Origin of the sequence: Pseudomonas fuscovaginae SE-1 (genome assembly GCF_000364705.1) — a bacterium.
GTDB classification, from domain to species: Bacteria; Pseudomonadota; Gammaproteobacteria; order Pseudomonadales; family Pseudomonadaceae; genus Aquipseudomonas; species Aquipseudomonas fuscovaginae_A.
In genome coordinates this window covers 1-20,328 of the sequence record NZ_AQOH01000281.1, presented here as the reverse complement: position 1 = coordinate 20,328, position 20,328 = coordinate 1, and the positions used below count along the sequence as shown (strand labels likewise).

Below are 20,328 nucleotides of genomic sequence, written 5' to 3'. Positions count from 1 at the left end.
GGAGCCGATCGCCGACAGTGCGATGATCGAGATCCGCGACACCAGTCACGGCATGATCCGGACCGAAGTGGTCTGTGCGCGTTGCGATGCGCATCTGGGGCATGTGTTCCCCGATGGGCCGCCGCCGACCGGCCTGCGTTACTGCATCAACTCGGTGTGTCTGGATCTGGTGCCGCGGGTTCAGGGCTGAAGGCGAGGGCCGCCCCGAGCCTTGATGGGGAACGCTGAACCTCGTGGATGCAACACCTGACCCGTACAAGCAAGGCTTGCCTGCGAAAGGGAGGCGTTTCGGTCGCCAAAAGCTTCGCAGGCAAGCCTTGCTCCTACAGGTCAGATGCCGTTCCCATGGGTTGGGGCGTTGCCTTAGATCCAGTGTCATGCGGGAACAGTATGGCCGCACATAAATTTCGTAAATTGAATTGTGTGCAATTCAATTGTTTACTATTTTGATTGGCATTCAATGGAGGAACCGTCATGAGCGCAAACCTGCTGAACATCCCGTGCACCACTATCAAGGGCGAACAGAAGACCCTCGCCGATTTCGCCGGCAAGGCCCTGCTGGTGGTCAATACCGCCAGCAAATGCGGTTTCACCCCGCAGTACAAGGGGCTCGAAGCGCTCTGGCAGCACTATAAGGACCAGGGCCTGGTGATCCTCGGTTTTCCCTGCAACCAGTTCGGCAAGCAGGAACCGGGCAACGAAGCGGCGATTTCCGAATTCTGCGAGCTGAACTATGGCGTCAGCTTCCCGCTGTTCAAGAAGATCGAGGTCAATGGCGCCGGGGCCCACCCGCTGTTCGTACAGTTGAAGAAGGACGCACCCGGACTGCTGGGCTCCGAGCGCATCAAGTGGAACTTCACCAAGTTCCTGATCAGCCGGGATGGCAAGGTGGTCAAGCGTTTCGCCCCGTTGACCAAGCCCGATGACATGGTCCGCGAGATTGAGGACCTGCTCGAACATGAATGACCTGCCCAGCGATTCGCTGCGGCTCGACCGCCAGTTGTGCTTCAAGCTCTATGCGGCCTCACGGGCGGTCATCCGGGGCTACAAGCCGATGCTCGACCGGTTGGGGCTGACTTATCCACAGTATCTGGCGATGCTGGTGCTGTGGGAGTGGCACGACCATGCGCCGCAGCAGCCCACGGTCAAGGCACTGGGCGAGCGGTTGCTGCTCGACTCGGGGACCTTGACGCCGCTGCTCAAGCGCCTGGAGCAGATGGAGCTGGTGCAGCGTCGGCGCTCGCCCGATGACGAGCGCGAGGTGCACCTGAGCCTGAGCGCGGCCGGCCGGGCCCTGCGCGAGCAGGTTGCGCCGCTCAAGGCGAAACTGCTCTGTGACAGCGGGATCGACCTGGCCCGGCTCGATGAGCTGCGCGACGGTCTGGATCAGTTGCTGGCGTACGTCAGGTGATCCGCGACGTGACCCAGAGTTCGAGTAACGCCATCAGCTCCTCGCGGCGGAACGGCTTGGCCAGGTAGTCGCTCATGCCCGCCGCCCGGCAGCGCTCGCGTTCTTCGGGCATGGCGTTGGCGGTCAAGGCCACGATCGGCAGGTTCGGCCAGCGTCCGCTGCGACGGATCTGCCGACTGGCCTCGTAGCCATCCATGACCGGCATGTTGCAATCCATCAGCACCATGTCGAAATCCTGCTGCTCCAGTTGGCTCAGCGCCTCGCCACCGTGGGCCGCCACGGTCACCTCGCACCCCAGCTTGCCGAGCATGCCCTTGGCGACCAACTGGTTGACCGGGTTGTCCTCGACCAGCAGGATCCGGCCGCGCCGCTGAGGTGGATTGTCCTTGGCCTGGACCGACCGGTCCTCGGGGTTATCCACATGCAGGGTGCGCTGCAGTATCTGGTACAGCGCATTGCGGGCCAGGGGGCGTGCCTGTTGCTGCAGGGGGGCCAGGGCGCTGACCTCCTCGTTGGGCATGAAGTTGCCATAGGCGGTCACCAGCAGGATCGGTGCGGTGATGGCCGGTCGCAGGCCGAACAGGCATTCCGGGCAGTCGGTGATCAGCAGGTCGATCTGCAAGCCGGCCAGGCTGTCGTCGAGCCCGTAGCGCTTGTATTGCAGGCCCCAGGCCGGCAGGTGGCTGCCGAGCAGTTCGCTCAGGCCGCTGCCCGAGGAACTGACCGCGATGATCCGGCCCTTGAGCGGTTTCGGCGCGGCGGCGGGGGTGTGGCAGGGTAGCGGCAGTTCGGCGCAGAACTGGCTGCCGAAGCCGACCTCGGAACTGATGGTCAGGCGTCCCTTCATCGCTTCGCAGAGGTTGTAGGTCAGGGCCAGGCCCAGCCCGGTACCACCATACTGGCGGGTGATGCCGGCGCCGGCCTGGGTGAATGGCTGGAAGATCTTCGCCTGGGCTTCCTGGGCGATGCCGATGCCAGTGTCGCAGACCTCGATCCGCACGCCGTCATCGCGGGTCGTCAGGCGTACGTCGACGCGGCCGAAACGGGTGAATTTCAGCGCATTGGACAGCAGGTTGCTGACGATCTGCCGTACGCGGGTCGGGTCGCCCAGTACCAGGGCGGGGAACTGCGGCTCGATCAGGCAGGTCAGCTCGACGCTCGGCGCGGCATTTTGCGAGAGCAGGTTGGCGGTGTCCTCGATCAGCGCGCCGAGGTCGAAGGGGATCCGCTCAAGCTCCAGTTGCCCGGCGTCGAACTTCGACAGGTCGAGGATATCGTTGAGCAGCTCCACCAGGACTTTTCCCGAGTCGTGGGCAATCGACAACTGCTGGCGTTGCTCGGCATTGAGCGAACTGTCGAGCGACAGGGCGATCATGCCGAGCAGGCCGTTCAGCGGCGTGCGGATTTCATGGCTCATGTTGGCGAGGAATGCCGAGCGTGCCTGGGCCATGTTCAGCGCCGTGCTGCGGGCAGCTTCCAGTTCCTGGTTGGATTGGCTCAGGCGGGCGTTGATCGCCTTGAGTTCGGTGGTCCGGGCCGAGACGATGTTTTCCAGTTGCCCGAGGTAGTCGGTCAGGCGGTTTTCGGCGTTGCGGCGCTGCTGGATTTCGGTGGCCATGGTGTCGAACTGCTGGTTGGCGACCTTGACCAGCACGCCGATCTCGTCCTTTTCATGGCCGGGTGGAAATTCCAGCCGCGCTTGCCCTGGGGTTCCCGGCTGGGTGCTGGCCAGTGCATGGATGACCTTGACCAGGGGTTTGGTCAGCATCATGTAGAACAGTGTCAGGAGGATGCCGGTCAGGATCAGACCGTGGACCAAACCGTTGAGCAGGGTGATTTCGGCGCGCTTCAGGAAGCGGATGCCGAAGGTATAGGTGTCGACATCCAGATGCAGGACACCCAGGGATTCCTTCGGCAGGTGACCGAGAAACAGGCGGTCCTCGAATTGCCGGTCGGCGCCGAAGAGAAAGTCGCTGATCGTCCGGTAGCGGCCATCCTGGCGGGGCCGTTCGACGCTGGCCAGGATCACGTTGTTGTTGTCGGTCAGTTTTGCCCGCAGCACCGCCGGCGAGTGCAGCAGCCCCAGCGCCAGCTCCTGGGCCAATTCGGCATCGATGTTGTAGGCGATCCGCGAGGCGGGATTGTGGCTGATTTCCAGCAGCGAAAGGATTTCACGATTGATGGAGGCGTTTTCGCTGGCATAATCGAGACCGATCTGCAGCAGGCTGAGCAGCGTCCCCAGAATGAACCCGACTATCACGGTCAATCGGGCTTGCTTGTAGGACAAGCGCTGGGTGAATTTTATATCCATGGGATGATGTACCACATTCGTTTCCCTTCGCCGGGCAAGCATAGCTGATCCTTCGATAGCACCGGCAGACAACTGGTGGCGCCCTGATCGGGCGCTTGCCGAAACAGCCTGCTTGATTTTCAGGCGCCCGGTGGCGCCGACGCGACATCATGAGTGTGAACTTGCCCGAGGAAAAGTCGTGGATGCTCGATTGAATGCCTTTCTGGAGCGCGCCGACGCGTTCCTTTCCCGTCTGGAACCGCTGTTGCCCGCCACCCGCCAGGTGATCGACTGGGATCGCTGCCTGGCGGCCCGCTGGCAGCGCGAAGGTCGCACGGGGTTTCTGTTGCCGCTGGAGGTCAGCCTGGACATGCGCCTGTCCGACCTGATCGGCGTCGACAAGCAGCGTGAACAACTGGCCCGCAATACCCGGCAGTTCATCGACGGCCTGCCGGCCAACCACGCCCTGCTCTGGGGATCGCGTGGCACTGGCAAGTCGTCGCTGGTGCGGGCACTGTTGGCCGAACATGCCGGGGCCGGCCTGCGCCTGATCGAGATCGAGCGCGATCATCTGGCGGATCTGCCGCGGGTGGTGGAGCAACTGACGAAGTTGCCGCAGCGTTTCGTGCTGTTCTGCGACGACCTGTCATTCGAGTCCGGCGAAGGTGACTACCGGGTGCTCAAGAGTGTGCTTGACGGTTCGCTGGAGCAGGCGCCGGACAACGTGTTGCTGTACGCCACGTCGAACCGTCGGCACCTGGTCCCGGAGAAGGAGAGCGACAACGAGAACTGGAAACGTGTCGATGGCGAGCTGCACCCCAGCGAGGCGGTGGAGGACAAGATTGCCCTCTCCGATCGGTTCGGCCTGTGGCTGTCGTTCTATCCGTTCACCCAGGAGCACTACCTCAGCGTGGTCGAGCACTGGATCGGCGAGTTGGCGCGCAAGGCCGGCCTTGCGTGGCAGCGCGATGACGAACTGGATGTCCAGGCGGTACGCTGGGCCACCGGGCGGGGCAACCGCAATGGTCGCTGCGCCTACCAGTTTGCGCGGTATTGGGTTGGATTGAAGTTGTTGGAGCAGGCACCATGATTGATTTGCAAAAGGCGGGCGCAGGGTTGGACGGCTATGGGCTGCTCTGTGCGCAGTTGGAGGCGCTGCTGGCGGACGAGCGCGATTTCATCGCCAACTCGGCGCAGTTCTCGGCGTTTCTGTTCAACCAGATCGAGGACCTGAACTGGGCCGGTTTCTATCTCAACCGCAACGGCGAGCTGGTGCTCGGTCCGTTCCAGGGGCAGATCGCCTGTGTCCGTATTCCGTTCGGACGTGGCGTCTGTGGCGCGGCGGCGGCCAGCCTGCAGACCCAGCGGGTCGAGGACGTGCATGCGTTCCCCGGGCACATCGCCTGTGACAGCGCCTCGAACAGCGAGCTGGTGGTGCCGCTGGTCAAGGAGGGCCTGCTGATCGGCGTGCTCGATCTCGACAGCCCTCGCCTGGCCCGCTTTACCGTGGAGGACCAGGCGGGTATCGAGCAATTGGCGGCGATCTTCCTGCGCCTGACCGACTGCTGATACGGTTTCACACCTTCAGGCCGGCCTTGGCCAGCAGCCCCGGCACGTCGATCGCATCGATCTGCTGGGGCTGCAGATAGCTGTTGGCGTAGTGCAGGTAGATCTCCTCCTGTATGAACAGCTCGAACAGTTGCTGATCGATGTGGGCATCGCGGCACATCGCGGCCATGATGTTCAGCGCCTCGCTCAGCGACTTGGCCTTCTTGTAGGGGCGGTCGGCGGCGGTGAGTGCCTCGAAGATATCGGCGATAGCCATCATCCGTGCCGGCAGGCTCATCTGCTCGCGTTTCAGGCGTTTCGGGTAACCGCTGCCGTCCATCTTTTCGTGATGACCACCGGCGATTTCCGCAACCATCGACAGATGGCCGGGGAAGGGCAGGCGGCTGAGCATGATGATGGTCTGCACCATGTGGTCGTTGATGATGTAGCGCTCCTCACGGGTCAGGGTGCCGCGGGTGATGCCCAGGTTGTACAACTCGCCGCGGTTGAACTTGTAGGCCGGCACGTCGAGCTGGAAGCCCCATGGGTTGTCCTCGGGCATCCGTTCGCTGTCGCTGCGCTCGAACAGGTGCTCGGGTTTGTCCGCCAGCAGGTGCTCGGTGACGGGCAGGGCCGGTGCCGGGGTGCGTTCCTGGCGCCGGTTCTCTTCCCAGGACACACCGAGACGATCATCCAGGGTTCGGCTCCAGGTGCGCTGGGCGATCTTGCGCAGCCGTTCCAGGTCGGCTTCGGCCATGGCCTCGCTGCCCAGGTTGCACTGGGCGACAAAGGCGAAATCGTCGTCCAGTGCGTTCAGGCGGGCGTCCCGCGCGGCGGCGAGCGCCTGCTCCTCGGCGGTGGTCGTTGCGCGGGCCTGCCAATAGTCGACCCAGGCATCGCGCTTGAGCACCTCGAAACGGGTACGTATTTCGTGGATGCGATCGTGGAGGGTCTCCAGTTTGGTCGCCTTGTCGACCACATACTCTGGTGTCGTGACCTTGCCGCAGTCATGCAGCCAGGCCGCCACATGCAGGGCCTCCCACTCATCCTCCGAGGGGTTGTAGTCACGAAATGCCGGCTGCTCGCTGGCCGCCGCGGCCCTGGCCAGCATCTGGGTGAGGACCGGGACGCGCTGGCAATGGCCGCCGGTATAGGGGCTCTTGGCGTCGATGGCGCCTGCCAGCAGTTGGATGAACGCATCGAGCAGTTGTTTCTGCCTGACCTGCAGATGCTGACTCTCGATGCACGCCGCTGCCGTACCGGACACCGCGCTGATGAAGGCGATACGGTCGGGCTTGAGGTTTTCCAGGTCGGCTTCGGTGCCGCTGTCGGGCAGGAGCAGAGCGAGGACTCCGACGGTTTCACCGTGGCGGTTGTGCAGGCGGATGCCGATCAGGTGAATTCGCGGGGTCTCCAGGGCGATCATCAGCTTCTGCAGGTCGTCGGCCTGCTCGAAACCGAGGGTACTGACCGTGCTGTCGTGGCTGTCGAGCTGGCTCAGCCAGTCTGGTCGCCGAGTGTCGGTGGCGGCGTCGCTGCGGATGTCGAACGGCTGTGGGGCGTGCTGGACACCGTCGATGATCAGGGCCTGGGGTTCCAGTCGCCGGTTTTCGCCGTTGACCAGATAGAGCAGGCCCGCCCGCGCCTGGCCGATCTTGATCGTTTCGTTGAGCACCAGTTGCAGCAGTTGCTCGAAGCGGGTTTCCGCCGACAGGCTGGCGGATATCTCGAAGAAGCTGGCCAGGGTGCCCTTCATACGGCTCATCGATACGGTCAACTGATCGACTTCCAGCACCGGCGAGTTCGGGGTGGCCGGGTAGTTGAAGTTGAAGCTGCGGATCGCATCGGCTTCGCGCACCAGCGCATGCAGCGGCTTGACCAGGATCCTGGAAGTCAGCCAGCCCAGCGGCAGGCACAGCAGCAGCGTCGCCAGGGTCAGCAGCGCGCCTTGCCAGCGTAGCCGATAGGCATCGGCCAGCAACTGCTCCTCCGGCACCAGCAGGGCCAGGTGCAGCCCGGTCGGGCCACCTTCGGCGAGATTGCTGCGGGCGACGATCCATTGCCGCTCGCGAGTGCGCATGTGGCGGCCGGGCGGGTTGGCCGGGTCCATGAACTGTCGCAGCGCCGGGCTCAGGTCGCGCACTGGCGTCAGCCGATCGCCGCCCAGGGCGGTCAGCTTGCCGTAGTCGGGATAGGCCACCGTATTGCCCCGGTCGTCGAACAGGACGATCTCGGTATCGGGGGTGACCTTGTGTTTGCCCAGGGTGGCCGACAGGTCCTCCAGGGTCAGGTCGGCGGCCAGCACTACCGTCGCGGAGCTGCGTCGGGCCAGGGTGGTACCGATGTTGTGGGTCGAGAAGAATACATAGGGTTCGGTGGTGATCTGGCCAATGCCGCTCAGGGCGGTTTCGAACCAGGCGCGGCTGCGGGGATCGTAGATTTCCTCGGAATTTTCCTGGCGGCTGATCAGGGCCAGGTTGGCATCGTAGAACAGCGATTGCGACTGCAGGCTGCCCTTGCCGTCATTGCGTTCGATGCTCCAGACCTGGAAGGCCGCATTCTCCGGCCCCTTGACGTAGGCCCGCAGTGCCGGGTCGCGCAGCGGCCGGACCATGAAAAAGTCGCCGTCGGTGTAGCCCAGGTACAGCGAGGCGAGGTTGGGGTTGTCGTTGAGCGCCTGGGTAAAGGGCCGGAGCAGGGTCAGGCGCTCCTCCAGGGTGGTTGCCGAGTTGCAGGAATCGATGGCCAGCAGGCTCAGCAGGTGGCGAATCGGCTGGTAGGTGTGCTGCAGGTCCAGCTGGACGTCGTCCTGGATCTTGCCGAAGAGTTTTTCACTGCTGGAGAGGATGATGCGGGTGGTGTGCTGGTAGTTGAAGATTCCCAGCAGGGTGCCGGTCAGCAACAGCAGGAAGGTGAAGAGGATGCTGATGTGGATGTGCAGCGGAAACCGGCGCTTGTGGACGGGCGTCGAACTGGGCATCGCAGCTATCTCCTTGGTGATGCGGCGCACTGCTCAGTGTCCAGGGTAGTCAATGGTTCGCCGAACAGGCTGGCGCTCGCATTTCCGTATGGCCCTGCCTGAGGAGGGGCTGTGCAGGTCAATGCCCAGCCCAGGCTGTTTTACTCCATTTCGGGGGGATTTGTCTGTTGGGAGGCATCATCCTGCGCGGATTTTTTTTCATCCAGTTCGCCAAGGTGCCTGCGTAGCGCCTCCTCCAGTATCGTCAAGGTCCGGACGATTGCCTCGCGGGCACTTTCGATCGTGTTCGCCGCGGCGTTGTGTTCGCCGGCGGCTTCCAGGCTTTCGCACTGTTCGACCAGTGTGGTGGCCTGAATGATGCGGGCCGCGCCCTTGATCTTGTGCGCCAGCTCGATGAAGGCGGTCATGCCGCGCCCCAGTGGCAGTGACTGCAGTTCCCGCCGGTCGGCCTGGCAACTGCTGAGCAGCTCGTCCAGCAGCCGGCGCACCAGTTGCGGCTCGCCGCCAGTCAGGGCGTTCAGGCCCTCCAGACTGAACGGTGGGTTGAAGGGCAGGGCGCGCAGGTCGGCCAGTTTCCTGCTCAGCGCGGTCAGGCTGATCGGCTTGAACAGGCAGTCGTCCATTCCGGCCTGCAGGCAACGGCTGCGTTCTTCCGGCTGGGCATTGGCGGTGAACCCCAACACCGTGCAGCGCGGGCGCGCCAGCGCCGTTTCATGGTCGCGCAACTGGCGGGCGAGGTCATAACCGTTCATGACCGGCATGTTGCAGTCGACGATCACCAGGTCGAAGTGCCCGTCCTTCCATATCTGCAGGCCGGCGGCACCATTCTGCGCGGTGCTGTAGCGATGGCCCAGGTAACCCAGTTGCTGGCACATCAGCAGGCGGTTGGCGGGATGGTCGTCGACCACCAGCACGTTCAGTTCATGTCGGGCCGAGGGGAGTTCCGCCTCGTGCTCGATCGGCCCCTGCAACGGCTCCAGGCTGTCCAGTTCGAGGGACACGGTCACCTGGGTGCCTTGGCCGGGAACACTGGCCAGGGTCAGCGTGCCGCCCATCATTTCGCAGAGGCTGCGGCAGATCACCAGCCCCAGCCCGGCGCCGCCGCGGGCCAGCTGGCCGGAGTTGTCGGCCTGGGCGAAGGGCTGGAACAGGCGTTCCTGGTCGGCCTGGCTGATCCCGATGCCGCTGTCTTCGACCCGGATTCGCACGGCTACCCGCTGCGCCACTTCGGTGGGCCGGATCGCCAGGTCGATGCTGATCCGGCCCTGCTCGGTGAACTTGATGGCGTTGCTGACCAGGTTGGACAGGATCTGCTTGAAGCGCAGCGGGTCGACCAGCACATCGCAGGACTGTTCCCGCGCCGTTGTCGTCATCGCCAGACTCAGGCTTTTCTGACGTGCCAGGCCCTCGAAGACGCGCACGACCGATTCCACCAACGCCTCCAGGTTGACCCGTTCCGGGGACAGGCCGAGGCGGCCGGATTCGATGCGGGCGATGTCGAGGATATCGCCGATCAGTTCCAGCAGGTCCTTGGCCGAGTTGTACGCGACCTCGATGGCCGGGCGATCCAGATGCCCCTGGTCGGCACGCTTGAGGGTCAGTTCCAGCATGCCGATCACGGCGTTCATCGGGGTGCGGATCTCATGGCTCATGGTCGCCAGGAAGGTGCTCTTGGCCCGGTTGGCGTCATCGGCCTGTTCCTTGGCCCGGCGCAGATCCTCGAGCAACTGGCGTCGTTCGCTGACGTCGATCCAGCCGCCGATGATACCTTGCACCTCACCCAGCGAGTTCCGGTAGGGCAGGATCCAGTGGTAGATGGTCAGCTCGCGGCCCCTGATATGCAGCGTTCGATCGCAGATCAGGGCCGTGCCGTTTTCGATGACCCGCAGGTAGTCGGCCTGGTACTCGCTGGCCTCCTGTTCGTTGCCGAGGGCCCGTGCACCTTCCAGTGCGCTTTTGCCGACCAGGTCCTCCAGCTTCGCCGAGAAGGCCTCCAGGTAGCTGTCGTTGCAGGTCTGCAGCAGGCCCTGGCGGTCGCGCACGTAGATCGGGTGCGGGGTACCGTTGACCAGGGCCCGCATGAATTCGAACTGGTCGCTCAGGGCCCGCTCCGCCAACTGGCGCTGTCGGATCTGCCGGCGCATGTAGGCATTCCAGGTCAACGACAGCAGCAACAGCACGCTGGCGCCGACGATGATCTGGATGATCAGGCGGTGATAGTTGCGCCAGTAGCTGTCGGAGGCTGGCGTGTAGCCGCGCCAGCGACTGTTGACGATGCCCAGCTCGTCCGGGGCGATGCTCAGCAGGGCCTTGTCGAGGATCGAGGCGAGTTCGGTCGCGCCGCGGGCGGTGGCCAGGGCGAAGACCGCCTGCTGGGTGCCGATGGTGGCGCTGATCTGCAGCCGGTCGTCGAATACCTGCGAGGCGATCAGGTAGTTGGCGATCACCAGCGATCCGACCGCGCCCTCGACCTGGCCTTGGGCGAGCAGTTCCGCCGCCTTGAGGCCATCGTCGGTTTCCACCAGGCGGATGCCCGGAAATTCGCGGCGCAGGTAGTCGATCAGCGTGTTGCCGCGAGTGATGGCCAGGCGCTTGTTTTCCATCTGCTCGAGATTGATCGGGCTGTCCTTGCCTTTCGCGGTCAGCAGGACGAAGGAGTTCTCCATGTAGGGGCGGCTGAAATGCAGCTGTTCCTCCCGAGCGTTGGTCGGGCTGATGGCCGCGATCACATCGGCCTTGCCGCTGCCGATTCGGCCGATCATGTCATCCACGCTGCGCGATCGCTGGATGGCGAAGCGTAGTCCGGTGCGCAGGCGGATCAGTTCCAGCAGGTCGGCTGTCACCCCGCGGAAGTTGCCATCGGCATCGAAGAAGGTGATCGGTGCCAGGGCTTCGTTGACCACCACGCGGACCAGCGGGTTGGCCTTGAGCCATTGCTCTTCGCGAGGGCTCAGCTGCAGCTTGTGATCGGTGAGCAGGATATCGCTGCCGGCACTCCAGCGTTGCGCGATGCTTTCGCGCTCTCCGGTGGGGATGGCCTTGAGGATGCTGTTGACGATACCCAGCAGCAACGGCTCGTCGCCACGCACGGCAAAACTGAAACCGTAGGCTTCATGCTTGCCGAAATTGGCCATTTTCACGTTGCGCAGGTAGCCCTTGTTGATCAGGAAGTGGGTCGAGATGGTGTCGCCCAGGAACACATCGGCCTGGTCGAAGGCGACGGCGTTGATGGCATTGAGGTAGGAGGGATAGAACTGGATGATCGCCTCGGGATACTGCGTCTTTATCTCCTCCAGTGGCAGGTAGTGATAGACCATGCTCAGGCGCATGCCGGCCAGACCGTCGGTGAGCGAGCGGGTTTCGCCCTCGCGGGTGACCAGCACCGGCTGGTCGACCGCATAGGGAACCGACAGCGCGATGTTCTTGTTGACGGCCTCGAAGCCGTTGGCGCTGCCCAGCAGGTCGATCTGCCCGTTCTCGAGGGCCTGGATGGCTTCCTCCCGGTTGGCGAAGCTGCGCACCTTGACCGGCAGGCCAAGCACGCCGGAAAGAATCCCCGCGTAGTCCGCCGTGATGCCTTCGTAGTCACGCCCGCTGGCGGTGATGTCGAACGGTGGATAGTCGGGGGAGGAAGTGCCCAGTATCAGCACGCGCCTGTCCTGTATCCAGCGGCGCTGTTCCTTGTCGAGCCGCACCTCCATGTGTCCGGCATTCGAACGGCTGAGCAGGGCGAAGTGGGTCACATCGCCGGGTGTTGCATGCGCTGACAGACACAGGAGCATTCCCGTGATGATTGTCAGATAATCCTTCAAGCGCGTGGGCATCCGTCTTCTCACACTACCGCGTTGCGTTTGGCCATTTCGATCAGTTCGACGAGGGTCTTGGCTTTCAGTTTCTGCATCAGGCGTTTCTTGTAAGTGCTGACGGTCTTGTTGCTGAGGAACATGCCCTTGGCGATTTCCTTGTTTGTCCTGCCCTGGGCGAACAGTTGCAATACCATCAGTTCCCGGTCGTTGACCAGTTTGAAGAGTTCCATTTCCGGATTGATCACTTCATCTTTTCGGCCGCTGATCAATGCCTGACTGGGGAAGTAATTGTAGCCGGATAATACTGCTTTCACCGCACTCATCAGTTCGCCCAGATCTTCGGTCTTGCAAACATATCCTGCGGCGCCCGATTGCATGCAACGAATGGCGAACAGCGAGGGAGATTGCCCGGTCAATACCAGGGTTTTCAGCGACAGGTTCATTCCGTCCAGGCGGGCCAGCACTTCCAGGCCGTCCAGCTTGGGGATGCTGACGTCGAGAATGACCAGGTCCGGCATGCACTCGCGGACCATCTGCATGGCATCCACGCCATTATCCGTTTCACCGACTATTTCATAACAATCTTCCTGTTCCAGCAATATCCGAATGGCAAGACGGACAACGGGGTGGTCGTCGACGATAAAAACCGAATTCATAATAAGTCCCATGGGAGCTGCGTAGAAAGCGCGCACATTAGCTCACTTGTCTCCCGGGCCGCATGAATAGAGATGCCTACAGAAGCTGTATAGGAATATTCCTACCTTAATTGAGCTGTTGACTTACATTCTGAGGATACATGGAAGGGAGTATTTCCTGCTTTTATAATTTTTTGTTATTAAAGGGGCTGGGTTGTTTGGGGATGTTTAATATTGTTTCGGATAATTCCTGCGAATCGACAAGCTTAATTCTGTAGTTCCATCGGCTGGCCAACGCGATATTAATGACAATCGCCAGGGCATTGCTCTGAAGGGGGGATGCCGCATTTCTACAGGACGTCGCTTGAACCCAATATGCTTTTCAGCGCCACGCCGTTGAGCGGCTTGCTCAGGCAGCCCAGCAGGGGAAGATGGCGGAGCAAGGCGCTCTGGTTGAGGGCCCGCAGTTCTTCGAGGCTGAGGCTGCTGAGCAGGATCGCCTGCCTGATCTTGCCGCGCTGGTTGGCGGTGTGGATCAGTTCGAGTCCCGGTATATCGGGCAGGCACTGGTCGCAGAGCATCAGGTCGAAGGGCGTCGGCACGGCTTCCATCGCCCTCAGGGCTTCGGTTGCGTTGGCGGTCGGAGTGAGGTGGTGGAAACCATAGCTGTTGAGCAGGCTCTGTGTAGCGACCAGTTGAAAGGGATGATCCTCCACCAGCAATACGCGCAGATTTTCTTTGGACATGTGATTTTCCAGGCGGGCTACCTGTTTCGAACGAGGCCTCAGGTGCAGGCGGTGGGGTGTCGATCCTGAAGAAGGGCCTGTTGAGCGAGGGGATGGATTGAGTCCAGGCGGCAGACTAAGAGGGTAATGGATTATTTCAGTGGGTCGAGCGAAAGCTCCATCGGCGGATTCTGTGGCCAATGTAGGCTTCCTCTGCACGATTTGCGGGTTGCCCACCTTCGACAAGGGCTGCTGCAGCCTTGCCGAAGGTGGGCGGGGTACGGTCACTGGGGGCTGGAGCGTCCGGTCATTTCCCGGGCCATTTCACTGGCATAGCTGTCGGTCATGCCGGCGATGAAATCGATCATGCGCAGGAACGAGGCGTGCAGCGGCCAGTCGGGGTTGGGGGCGCTGTTGCCGAGCAGATCGAGGATCCGTCGGTTCTTGAACGATGGCGTACGCCCGCCGTGCTGCTCCAGGGCGGCACCGCAGAAGGCATTCAGGAGAATTTCCAGGGTGGTGTAGGCGCCGATTTCGTGCAGCGTCTTGCGTTTGTCCTGGAAGATCTTCCGGCGGGCGATGTCCTTGGCGTTGAGCACGCAACGCTTGGCCGGACCGTGCATGTGTTCGACCAGGTCGCCCGACAGGGTTCCCGCCAGCAGGGCGTCCTGCTGCTCGACGAAAGCCCTGGCGGCGGCATTGGTCAGATGTTCGATGGCCTTGCCGCGCAGAATCGCCAGTTTGCGGCGGCGCGAGTCCTGGGGGCCCAGCAGTCGATAGGTTTCCGGCAGATCGTCACCGACCAGGCCCAGCAGCAGCGCTTCGACCTGTTCATAGTCGAGCAGGTCCATCTCAAGCCCGTCTTCCAGGTCGATCAGGGCGTAGCAGATGTCGTCGGCAGCCTCCATCAGGTACACCAGCGGGTGCCGGGCCCAGCGCTGTTCCTCCAGTTGCGGCAGGCCGAGCTTGTGGGCGATCTGCTCGAGAATCGGCAACTCGCTCTGGTAGCAGCCGAACTTGTGCTTCTTGTAGCCCAGCGAATCAGCGTGACGGGCGCTCCAGGGGTACTTGAGGTAGGTACCGAGCGTGGCGTAGGTCAGCCGGGTGCCGCCATCGAACTGGTGGTATTCAAGTTGTGTCAGGACCCGGAAACCCTGGGCATTGCCCTCGAAGTTGAGGAAGTCGGCCCGCTCGGCCACGCTCATGCCGTCCAGCCAGCCACGCCCGGCGGCCTGCTGGAACCAGTGGCGGATCGCATCTTCGCCGGAATGGCCGAAAGGCGGATTGCCGATGTCATGGGCCAGGCAGGCCGATTGCACGACCATCCCCAGGTCGCTCGGTTCGCACCAGTCGGGCAGGGCGCCGCGCAGGGTTTCGCCGACCCGCATGCCCAGCGAGCGGCCGACGCAACTGACTTCCAGCGAGTGGGTCAGGCGGGTGTGGATATGATCGTTGCTCGACACCGGATGGACCTGGGTCTTGCGGCCCAGGCGGCGGAACGCTCCGGAGAAGATGATACGGTCGTGGTCCTTGTGGAACGGGCTGCGGCCCAGCTCTTGCGGGCTGTACAGGGGCTTGCCCAGGCGTTCGCGGTTAAGCAGGGTTTGCCAGTCCAAGGCGGGTTCCCTCCGTCGAATGATCGAACCGCCAGCTTCCCGGTTAGCTGGCGCGCCTGCAAGCAAAAACTGGCGAGGCGCAGGCAAAACCTGGTGGCCTGTGCGCCCGGTTCGAGCGAGTCAGAGGATGGCGGCATCGATATCGATGAGCAGCAGGCGCCGGCCATCGTCGAAGAATTGTCCGGCGGTCAGGCAGTACTGGTTGGTGGTGGCGTCGCGGTAGGTGCCGGACAGGGTCAGGCGCCGGCCATCCCAGCCCTCGGAGAGCAGGTGGTAGAAGTACGGGCGCCATGACCAGTTGTGGCCCACGTAGCTGTTGTCGGCCTGCCAGGCCTGGTTGCGCCATTCCAGGTTCGGCGTGAGCTGTGTGCCGTGGCGGTCGCATTGATAGAAACGCAGCAGCCAGGGGTAGCTGTCCAGCCGTGGCAATTGGCTGAGGGGGGCCTGCGCCTGGGCCCAGGCCTGGAGAATGCCCATCAGTTCGCCCAGTTGCTGGCGCAGCTTCATCAATTGCGCCCGTTCGGCGAGCTTGCGCTGCACATAGCGTTCGCGCAGTTCGGCGAATTGCCGGACGAAGGCGTCACTGGGAAAAAACGCCTGTTCGGCCCTGGCGAACAGATAACCCTGGACATAGCGCGAACCGCATTCCAGGGCGAAATTCAGCTCTTCCTCGGTTTCGACACCCTCGGCAATGATCCAGCAGCCGGTCTTTTCCGCCATCTGCGCGAGCGCCTTGACCACCTCGCTGCTGGGGCCGCCACGGGCCGCGGCCTGGAACAGACGCATGTCGAGCTTGAGAATATCCGGCTGCAGGGCCAGTACGCGATCGAGTTGCGAGTAGCCGGCACCGAAGTCGTCGATGGCGATGCGCGCACCGGCCCGGCGATAGCGCTCGACCACCTGCGACAGTTGCCGGCTGTCACCGTCCAGCTCGGTGATCTCGAAGACGATGCGGGCCGGGTCCACGCCGTGCCGCCGCAGTTGCTCCAGGCTAGGCAGGGCCTGGCCCGGCTTCAGCAGGCTGATCCAGCGCGGCGAGATGTTGAGGCTCAAAAACCACTCCTGCGGAGCCTCATGCAGCCGGCTGAGGGCGTCATCGCGCAGTTGCCGGTCGAGGTCCAGCAGGGCGGCGGCGGGTGTGCGCGGGTCGTCGAACAGGGGACCGACGCTAGTCAGTTGCCCATCCGCCTGGCGCAGGCGGCCCAAGGCCTCGACGCCGGCGATGCGTCCGGTCGCGGTATCGATGAATGGCTGAAAGCAAGCGAGCGGTTGCCCGTCGATCACGGAGCCTCCTGAGGGGGTTCGTCGGCTGGTCGCACATGGGCAGGAAGCAGGATCGCCAACCGCCGAAAACAACCGGCGGTCATTATTCGATCAGTTATCGTTGCAAGAATGCAGCCAGCTCCGTCGCCATCAGCGTTTTCCGGATGAGCCCTGCATGACCAGCCTGATCAGCGGCAGCAGGCTGGTGCCCAGCCGCACCAGGCGGGACAGGCCGCCCAGCCCCGCGCCCTTGGCGCCCTTGCCGCCCAGGAAGCCGAGCAGCGTGACCACGGCGATCCCCCACAACGGCGCGTGCTTGATGCCGAGGTTGTCCTGCCAGTTGCGGCCCAGCCCGCGCACGCGGTGCAGCGGCTCCAGCAGTTGCCGGGACTCGTGGCGGATTTCCTGTCGATGCATTTCCATGCGCAGGCGGATCAGCGCCTTGCGCATCTCCCGGCGGGAGTTGCCTTGTGGCAGTTCTGGCAGGCTCATGGCAGCAGTCGCTTGCGGTCGTTGGCCAGCTCTTCGAGCGTGGCGTGGAAGGGAGAGGATTCATCGAAGACCGCTGCCTTCAGGCGCAGGCCACAGAACAGGGCGGCCAGGCTGTAGAAGGCGCACAAGCCGATGATACCGGCCAGGCGGTAGGTGTCCCAGACCAGGATCAGCACCAGCGCCGACAGGCCGATCAGCAGCAGCAGGGCGAAGACCAGTGCCAGCCCGGCGAACAGCAGCAGGCTGACGGTACGGGCCTTCTGTTCCTGCAACTCGATGCCGAACAGCTCGATATGGCTGTGCAGCAGACCGAGGACGGCTGCGCCCAGGCGCCGACTGGAGGAACCGGTGTTTTGCGCTTCGTCGATGGCCATGATCAGCGCCGTGTAACCAGCAGGCCGACGATAAAACCGATACCGGCCGCGATGCCTACCGATTGCCAGGGGTTGGCCTGGACATAGTCTTCGGCCGCGACCACGGCTTCCTTGCTGCGCTCACGCAGGGAGGCCTCGGTCGACTGCAGGGTTTCCCGGGCTTTCGACAGGCTGTCGTTGATCTGCGCCCGCAGCTCGTCAGCCTGTTCGCCGGCCAGGCCCGCGGTATGTTCCAGCAATCGCTCGGCGTCGCTGACCAGGGTCTGAAAATCCGCCATCAATATTTCCTGAGCAGTCTTTGCCGTTTTGCGGGCCATGGGGGCATATCTCCTTGAGAGGCGTGTGAAAGGTTCGAGTGCGTGCCTTGTCCGAAGGTTCACTGCAATCGACTGGTACAGCTTTTGCTGTGTGTTGGTGCGTGGTCACGGGCATGTGCGCCGTATCCGGGCGTTTATGGGCGCGAACCGCGAAAACCTTACCCTAAATAATCGAAACACGCGGAAAAAACCGAAGCGGCCATTGGCCCTGTTTTTCGCGCTGCGCCAAAGCGGTTCACTACCTGGCCGGCGTGCGCGAATAAAGTGCGAAAAACCGGTGCGTCGAACAGCCGCGGTGCTTTTCCCTGACTTCAGGTCTGCCGTCCCATGGAAAATTTGCAAAGTGCCGTGGATAGTCTGGTCCATGGTTCCAACACCCTGTTCATCCTGCTCGGCGCCATCATGGTGCTGTTCATGCACGCCGGCTTCGCTTTTCTCGAAGTCGGTACGGTGCGCCAGAAGAACCAGGTGAATGCGCTGTCGAAGATCCTCAGCGATTTCGCCATCTCGACCCTGGTCTATTTCTTCATCGGCTACTGGATCGCCTATGGCGTGAGCTTTCTGCATCCGGCGGCGCAGATCAGCGGCGATCACGGCTACGGGCTGGTGAAGTTCTTCTTCCTGCTGACGTTCGCCGCGGCCATCCCCGCGATCATTTCCGGCGGGATCGCCGAGCGGGCGAAGTTTGCCCCGCAGTTGTGCGCGACGGCGCTGATCGTCGCGTTCGTCTACCCGTTTTTCGAAGGGATGGTCTGGAACGGCAATTTCGGCCTGCAGGCCTGGCTGCTGGCACGCTTTGGGGCGAACTTCCATGACTTCGCCGGCTCCGTGGTGGTGCACGCCATGGGTGGCTGGCTGGCGCTGGCGGCCGTACTGCTGCTGGGGCCGCGGCAGGGACGTTATCGCGAAGGGCGGCTGGTGGCGTTCGCGCCGTCGAGCATTCCGTTCCTGGCGCTGGGTTCGTGGATCCTGATCGTCGGCTGGTTCGGCTTCAACGTGATGAGTGCCCAGACTCTACAGGGCGTCAGTGGTCTGGTGGCGGTGAACTCGCTGATGGCCATGGTCGGCGGTACGGTGGCGGCGCTGGTTATCGGTCGCAACGACCCGGGCTTCCTGCATAACGGACCGCTGGCCGGGCTGGTGGCTATCTGTGCCGGCTCCGACCTGATGCATCCGGTGGGGGCTCTGGCGACCGGAGTGGTGGCGGGTGCTCTGTTCGTCTGGTGTTTCATGGCCGTGCAGAGCAAATGGAAGATCGACGACGTGCTGGGTGTCTGGCCACTGCACGGCTTGTGCGGCGTATGGGGCGGGATTGCCTGCGGGATCTTCGGCCAACAGGCATTGGGTGGATTGGGGGGCGTCAGCCTGATCAGCCAGTTGATCGGTACGGTGCTGGGCGTGGTCGTGGCCCTGGTCGGCGGGTTTGTGGTGTATGGGTTGATCAAGGCCGCACATGGCCTGCGGCTGAGCCAGGAGGAGGAGTATTACGGTGCCGACCTGTCGATTCACAAGATCGGCGCCGTCAGTCAGGACTGAATTCTACCCAGCCAGCAATCGGGCCTCGCAGGCCTCGATGGCTGCCAGCGGCCCTGACACCCGCACGGTGTCGCCGGCCTGCAGCGTGGTGTCGGCGTCGAACTCCAGTTCGCTGCCGCCACGTTGCAGGCCCTGAATCTCGACCCCCAGCTGTTCAAGCACCAGCTCATTGACCGAGCGGCCGCAGGCGTGGGCGTCGGCCCCCAGGTTGACCGCGTGCATCAATACCTTGGGCTGGCCCTGGCTGCCCAGCAGGTCGGTCTGCGCACCGTGGTAGAAACCGCGCAGCAACTTGTAGCGGCTATGCCGCACCTCATTGATTCCGGCCCGCACCCGCTGCTCCTCCACCCCGAGCATGACCAACGCATGGGAGGCTAGCATCAGGCTCGACTCCAGCAGTTCCGGTACCACCTCGCTGGCGCCAGCCTCTTTCAACTCCGCGAGCTGGCTGTCATCGCGGGTCCGGACCAGGATCGGCACGCTGCTGCTGAGTCGGCGGGCCTCCCGGAGCACCTGCAGGGCGATATCGGTCTTGTCCACCGCCACCACCAGCAGGCGGGCCCGCTCCAGGCCCACGGCGCTCAGCAGGTCACCACGACGTGAGTCGCCGTAATGCACGCAGCTTTCTCCGGCGGCGGCTTCGCGCACTCGTACCGGGTCGTCGTCTAGGGCGACGAAAGGTTGCTGCTCGCGGCGCAGGAAGCGGCCGATGGACTGGCCGACGCGGCCGTAGCCGCAGATCACCACATGCCCGTGCAGTTCGGCGTTCAGCGCGCTGATTTCCTCCAGGCGGGCCTCCTGGTTCGGCTTGCGATGCAGTGCGGCGGCGATACGGGGCGCGGCGCGCAGCAGCAACGGGGTCATGACCATGGAGCAGAAGGTCGCTGCCAGCAGCGGTCCGCTGATCTCGGCGGGCATCAACTGGTTCTGTTGCATCTGCGCCATCAGGGCGAAACAGAACTCGCCACCCTGGGCCAGGGACAGGCCACTGCGCCAGGCGGTTTCCGCATCGCTGCCGCGGCTCTTGAGCAGCAGCGCCACCACCGACCCCTTGATCAGCAGCAGCGCCAGGGTCAGTCCGAGAATCAGCAGGCCGTGATGGGCGAACAGTTGCAGGTCGATCAGCATGCCGATACTGACGAAGAACAGGCCGAGCAGGATGTCGCGAAACGGGCGGATATCGGCCTCGATCTGGTGGCGATAGTGACTTTCCCCCAGCAGCATGCCGGCGAGAAACGCCCCCAGGGCCGGCGACAGGCCCAGCAGGTGGGTCAGCCAGGCGGTCAGCAGCACGATCACCAGGGCCAGCAGCACGAACAGTTCCGCCGAGTGCGA

At 63.2% G+C, this 20,328-nt stretch carries 17 protein-coding genes; 6 read left to right on the top strand and 11 right to left on the bottom strand.

Features of this window, described 5'->3' with window-relative positions; translation table 11 throughout:
• The 3 genes from K675_RS0122190 to K675_RS0122180 all read left to right on the top strand — a co-directional run.
• The coding region (locus K675_RS0122190) for a peptide-methionine (R)-S-oxide reductase (protein ID WP_017905664.1) at positions 1 to 190 on the top strand (190 nt) is incomplete at its 5' end.
• A 284-nt stretch (positions 191 to 474) separates the two neighbouring features.
• Positions 475 to 966: a glutathione peroxidase gene (locus K675_RS0122185; RefSeq protein ID WP_017905663.1), complete on the top strand. Its 492-nt coding sequence runs from the start codon at positions 475 to 477 to the stop codon at positions 964 to 966.
• Positions 959 to 1,411: a MarR family winged helix-turn-helix transcriptional regulator gene (locus tag K675_RS0122180; protein WP_017905662.1), complete on the top strand. Its 453-nt coding sequence runs from the start codon at positions 959 to 961 to the stop codon at positions 1,409 to 1,411. Before K675_RS0122185 ends, K675_RS0122180 begins: the two co-directional genes overlap by 8 nt.
• On the opposite strand, the gene K675_RS0122175 is transcribed toward K675_RS0122180, so the two are convergent.
• The gene (locus tag K675_RS0122175; protein WP_017905661.1) at positions 1,404 to 3,722 is read right to left on the bottom strand and encodes a hybrid sensor histidine kinase/response regulator; all 2,319 of its coding nucleotides are present in this window, start codon (positions 3,720 to 3,722) and stop codon (positions 1,404 to 1,406) included. The genes K675_RS0122180 and K675_RS0122175 overlap by 8 nt on opposite strands.
• Positions 3,723 to 3,900: 178 nt before the next feature.
• On the opposite strand from K675_RS0122175, the gene K675_RS0122170 reads away from it, so the two are divergent.
• On the top strand, positions 3,901 to 4,791 hold the full coding sequence (locus K675_RS0122170) for an ATP-binding protein (RefSeq protein ID WP_026145432.1): 891 nt from the start codon (positions 3,901 to 3,903) through the stop codon (positions 4,789 to 4,791).
• Positions 4,788 to 5,270: a GAF domain-containing protein gene (locus K675_RS0122165; protein ID WP_017905659.1), complete on the top strand. Its 483-nt coding sequence runs from the start codon at positions 4,788 to 4,790 to the stop codon at positions 5,268 to 5,270. The genes K675_RS0122170 and K675_RS0122165 overlap by 4 nt, the downstream gene beginning before the upstream one ends.
• A 7-nt stretch (positions 5,271 to 5,277) precedes the next feature.
• On the opposite strand, the gene K675_RS0122160 is transcribed toward K675_RS0122165, so the two are convergent.
• The 9 genes from K675_RS0122160 to K675_RS0122120 form a co-directional block, all read right to left on the bottom strand.
• Entirely contained in the window at positions 5,278 to 8,229 is a 2,952-nt protein-coding gene (locus tag K675_RS0122160; RefSeq protein WP_017905658.1) for an HD domain-containing phosphohydrolase, read from the bottom strand.
• A gap of 140 nt (positions 8,230 to 8,369) precedes the next feature.
• Positions 8,370 to 12,053, bottom strand: coding sequence for a transporter substrate-binding domain-containing protein (locus tag K675_RS31275; protein ID WP_037007053.1), 3,684 nt, complete (start codon positions 12,051 to 12,053; stop codon positions 8,370 to 8,372).
• Positions 12,054 to 12,061: 8 nt separating this feature from the next.
• On the bottom strand, positions 12,062 to 12,691 hold the full coding sequence (locus K675_RS0122150; protein WP_026145431.1) for a response regulator transcription factor: 630 nt from the start codon (positions 12,689 to 12,691) through the stop codon (positions 12,062 to 12,064).
• Between the two features lie 329 nt (positions 12,692 to 13,020).
• Positions 13,021 to 13,416 (bottom strand): response regulator, encoded by a 396-nt coding sequence (locus K675_RS0122145; RefSeq protein ID WP_017905655.1) that lies wholly within the window; start codon positions 13,414 to 13,416, stop codon positions 13,021 to 13,023.
• A 263-nt stretch (positions 13,417 to 13,679) separates the two neighbouring features.
• Positions 13,680 to 15,011: a deoxyguanosinetriphosphate triphosphohydrolase gene (locus tag K675_RS0122140; protein ID WP_017905654.1), complete on the bottom strand. Its 1,332-nt coding sequence runs from the start codon at positions 15,009 to 15,011 to the stop codon at positions 13,680 to 13,682.
• 120 nt (positions 15,012 to 15,131) lie between these two features.
• Positions 15,132 to 16,295: an EAL domain-containing protein gene (locus tag K675_RS0122135; protein WP_017905653.1), complete on the bottom strand. Its 1,164-nt coding sequence runs from the start codon at positions 16,293 to 16,295 to the stop codon at positions 15,132 to 15,134.
• Between the two features lie 129 nt (positions 16,296 to 16,424).
• On the bottom strand, positions 16,425 to 16,766 hold the full coding sequence (locus K675_RS0122130) for a hypothetical protein (RefSeq protein ID WP_017905652.1): 342 nt from the start codon (positions 16,764 to 16,766) through the stop codon (positions 16,425 to 16,427).
• A complete protein-coding gene (locus K675_RS0122125) occupies positions 16,763 to 17,140 on the bottom strand; it encodes a phage holin family protein (RefSeq protein ID WP_017905651.1) in 378 nt (125 codons plus the stop codon). Before K675_RS0122125 ends, K675_RS0122130 begins: the two co-directional genes overlap by 4 nt.
• 2 nt (positions 17,141 to 17,142) lie before the next feature.
• Positions 17,143 to 17,457 carry a DUF883 family protein gene (locus K675_RS0122120; RefSeq protein WP_026145430.1) on the bottom strand — a complete coding sequence of 105 codons (315 nt, stop codon included), beginning with the start codon at positions 17,455 to 17,457 and terminating at the stop codon, positions 17,143 to 17,145.
• 327 nt (positions 17,458 to 17,784) lie between these two features.
• Between K675_RS0122120 and K675_RS0122115 the strand changes: the two genes are divergently transcribed.
• On the top strand, positions 17,785 to 18,993 hold the full coding sequence (locus K675_RS0122115) for an ammonium transporter (RefSeq protein WP_017905649.1): 1,209 nt from the start codon (positions 17,785 to 17,787) through the stop codon (positions 18,991 to 18,993).
• 3 nt (positions 18,994 to 18,996) lie between these two features.
• On the opposite strand, the gene K675_RS31270 is transcribed toward K675_RS0122115, so the two are convergent.
• Positions 18,997 to 20,328: monovalent cation:proton antiporter family protein (locus K675_RS31270; protein ID WP_017905648.1), on the bottom strand; the 1,332-nt coding region annotated here is incomplete at its 5' end.

Bases quoted from the DNA above. Each gene is read 5' to 3' on its own strand.
- K675_RS0122185 (WP_017905663.1), top strand. From the start codon at position 475: ATGAGCGCAAACCTGCTGAACATCCCGTGCACCACTATCAAGGGCGAA.
- K675_RS0122180 (WP_017905662.1), top strand. From the start codon at position 959: ATGAATGACCTGCCCAGCGATTCGCTGCGGCTCGACCGCCAGTTGTGC.
- K675_RS0122175 (WP_017905661.1), bottom strand. From the start codon at position 3,722: ATGGATATAAAATTCACCCAGCGCTTGTCCTACAAGCAAGCCCGATTG.
- K675_RS0122165 (WP_017905659.1), top strand. From the start codon at position 4,788: ATGATTGATTTGCAAAAGGCGGGCGCAGGGTTGGACGGCTATGGGCTG.
- K675_RS0122160 (WP_017905658.1), bottom strand. From the start codon at position 8,229: ATGCCCAGTTCGACGCCCGTCCACAAGCGCCGGTTTCCGCTGCACATC.
- K675_RS31275 (WP_037007053.1), bottom strand. From the start codon at position 12,053: ATGCCCACGCGCTTGAAGGATTATCTGACAATCATCACGGGAATGCTC.
- K675_RS0122150 (WP_026145431.1), bottom strand. From the start codon at position 12,691: ATGAATTCGGTTTTTATCGTCGACGACCACCCCGTTGTCCGTCTTGCC.
- K675_RS0122145 (WP_017905655.1), bottom strand. From the start codon at position 13,416: ATGTCCAAAGAAAATCTGCGCGTATTGCTGGTGGAGGATCATCCCTTT.
- K675_RS0122130 (WP_017905652.1), bottom strand. From the start codon at position 16,766: ATGAGCCTGCCAGAACTGCCACAAGGCAACTCCCGCCGGGAGATGCGC.
- K675_RS0122125 (WP_017905651.1), bottom strand. From the start codon at position 17,140: ATGGCCATCGACGAAGCGCAAAACACCGGTTCCTCCAGTCGGCGCCTG.
- K675_RS0122120 (WP_026145430.1), bottom strand. From the start codon at position 17,457: ATGGCCCGCAAAACGGCAAAGACTGCTCAGGAAATATTGATGGCGGAT.
- K675_RS0122115 (WP_017905649.1), top strand. From the start codon at position 17,785: ATGGAAAATTTGCAAAGTGCCGTGGATAGTCTGGTCCATGGTTCCAAC.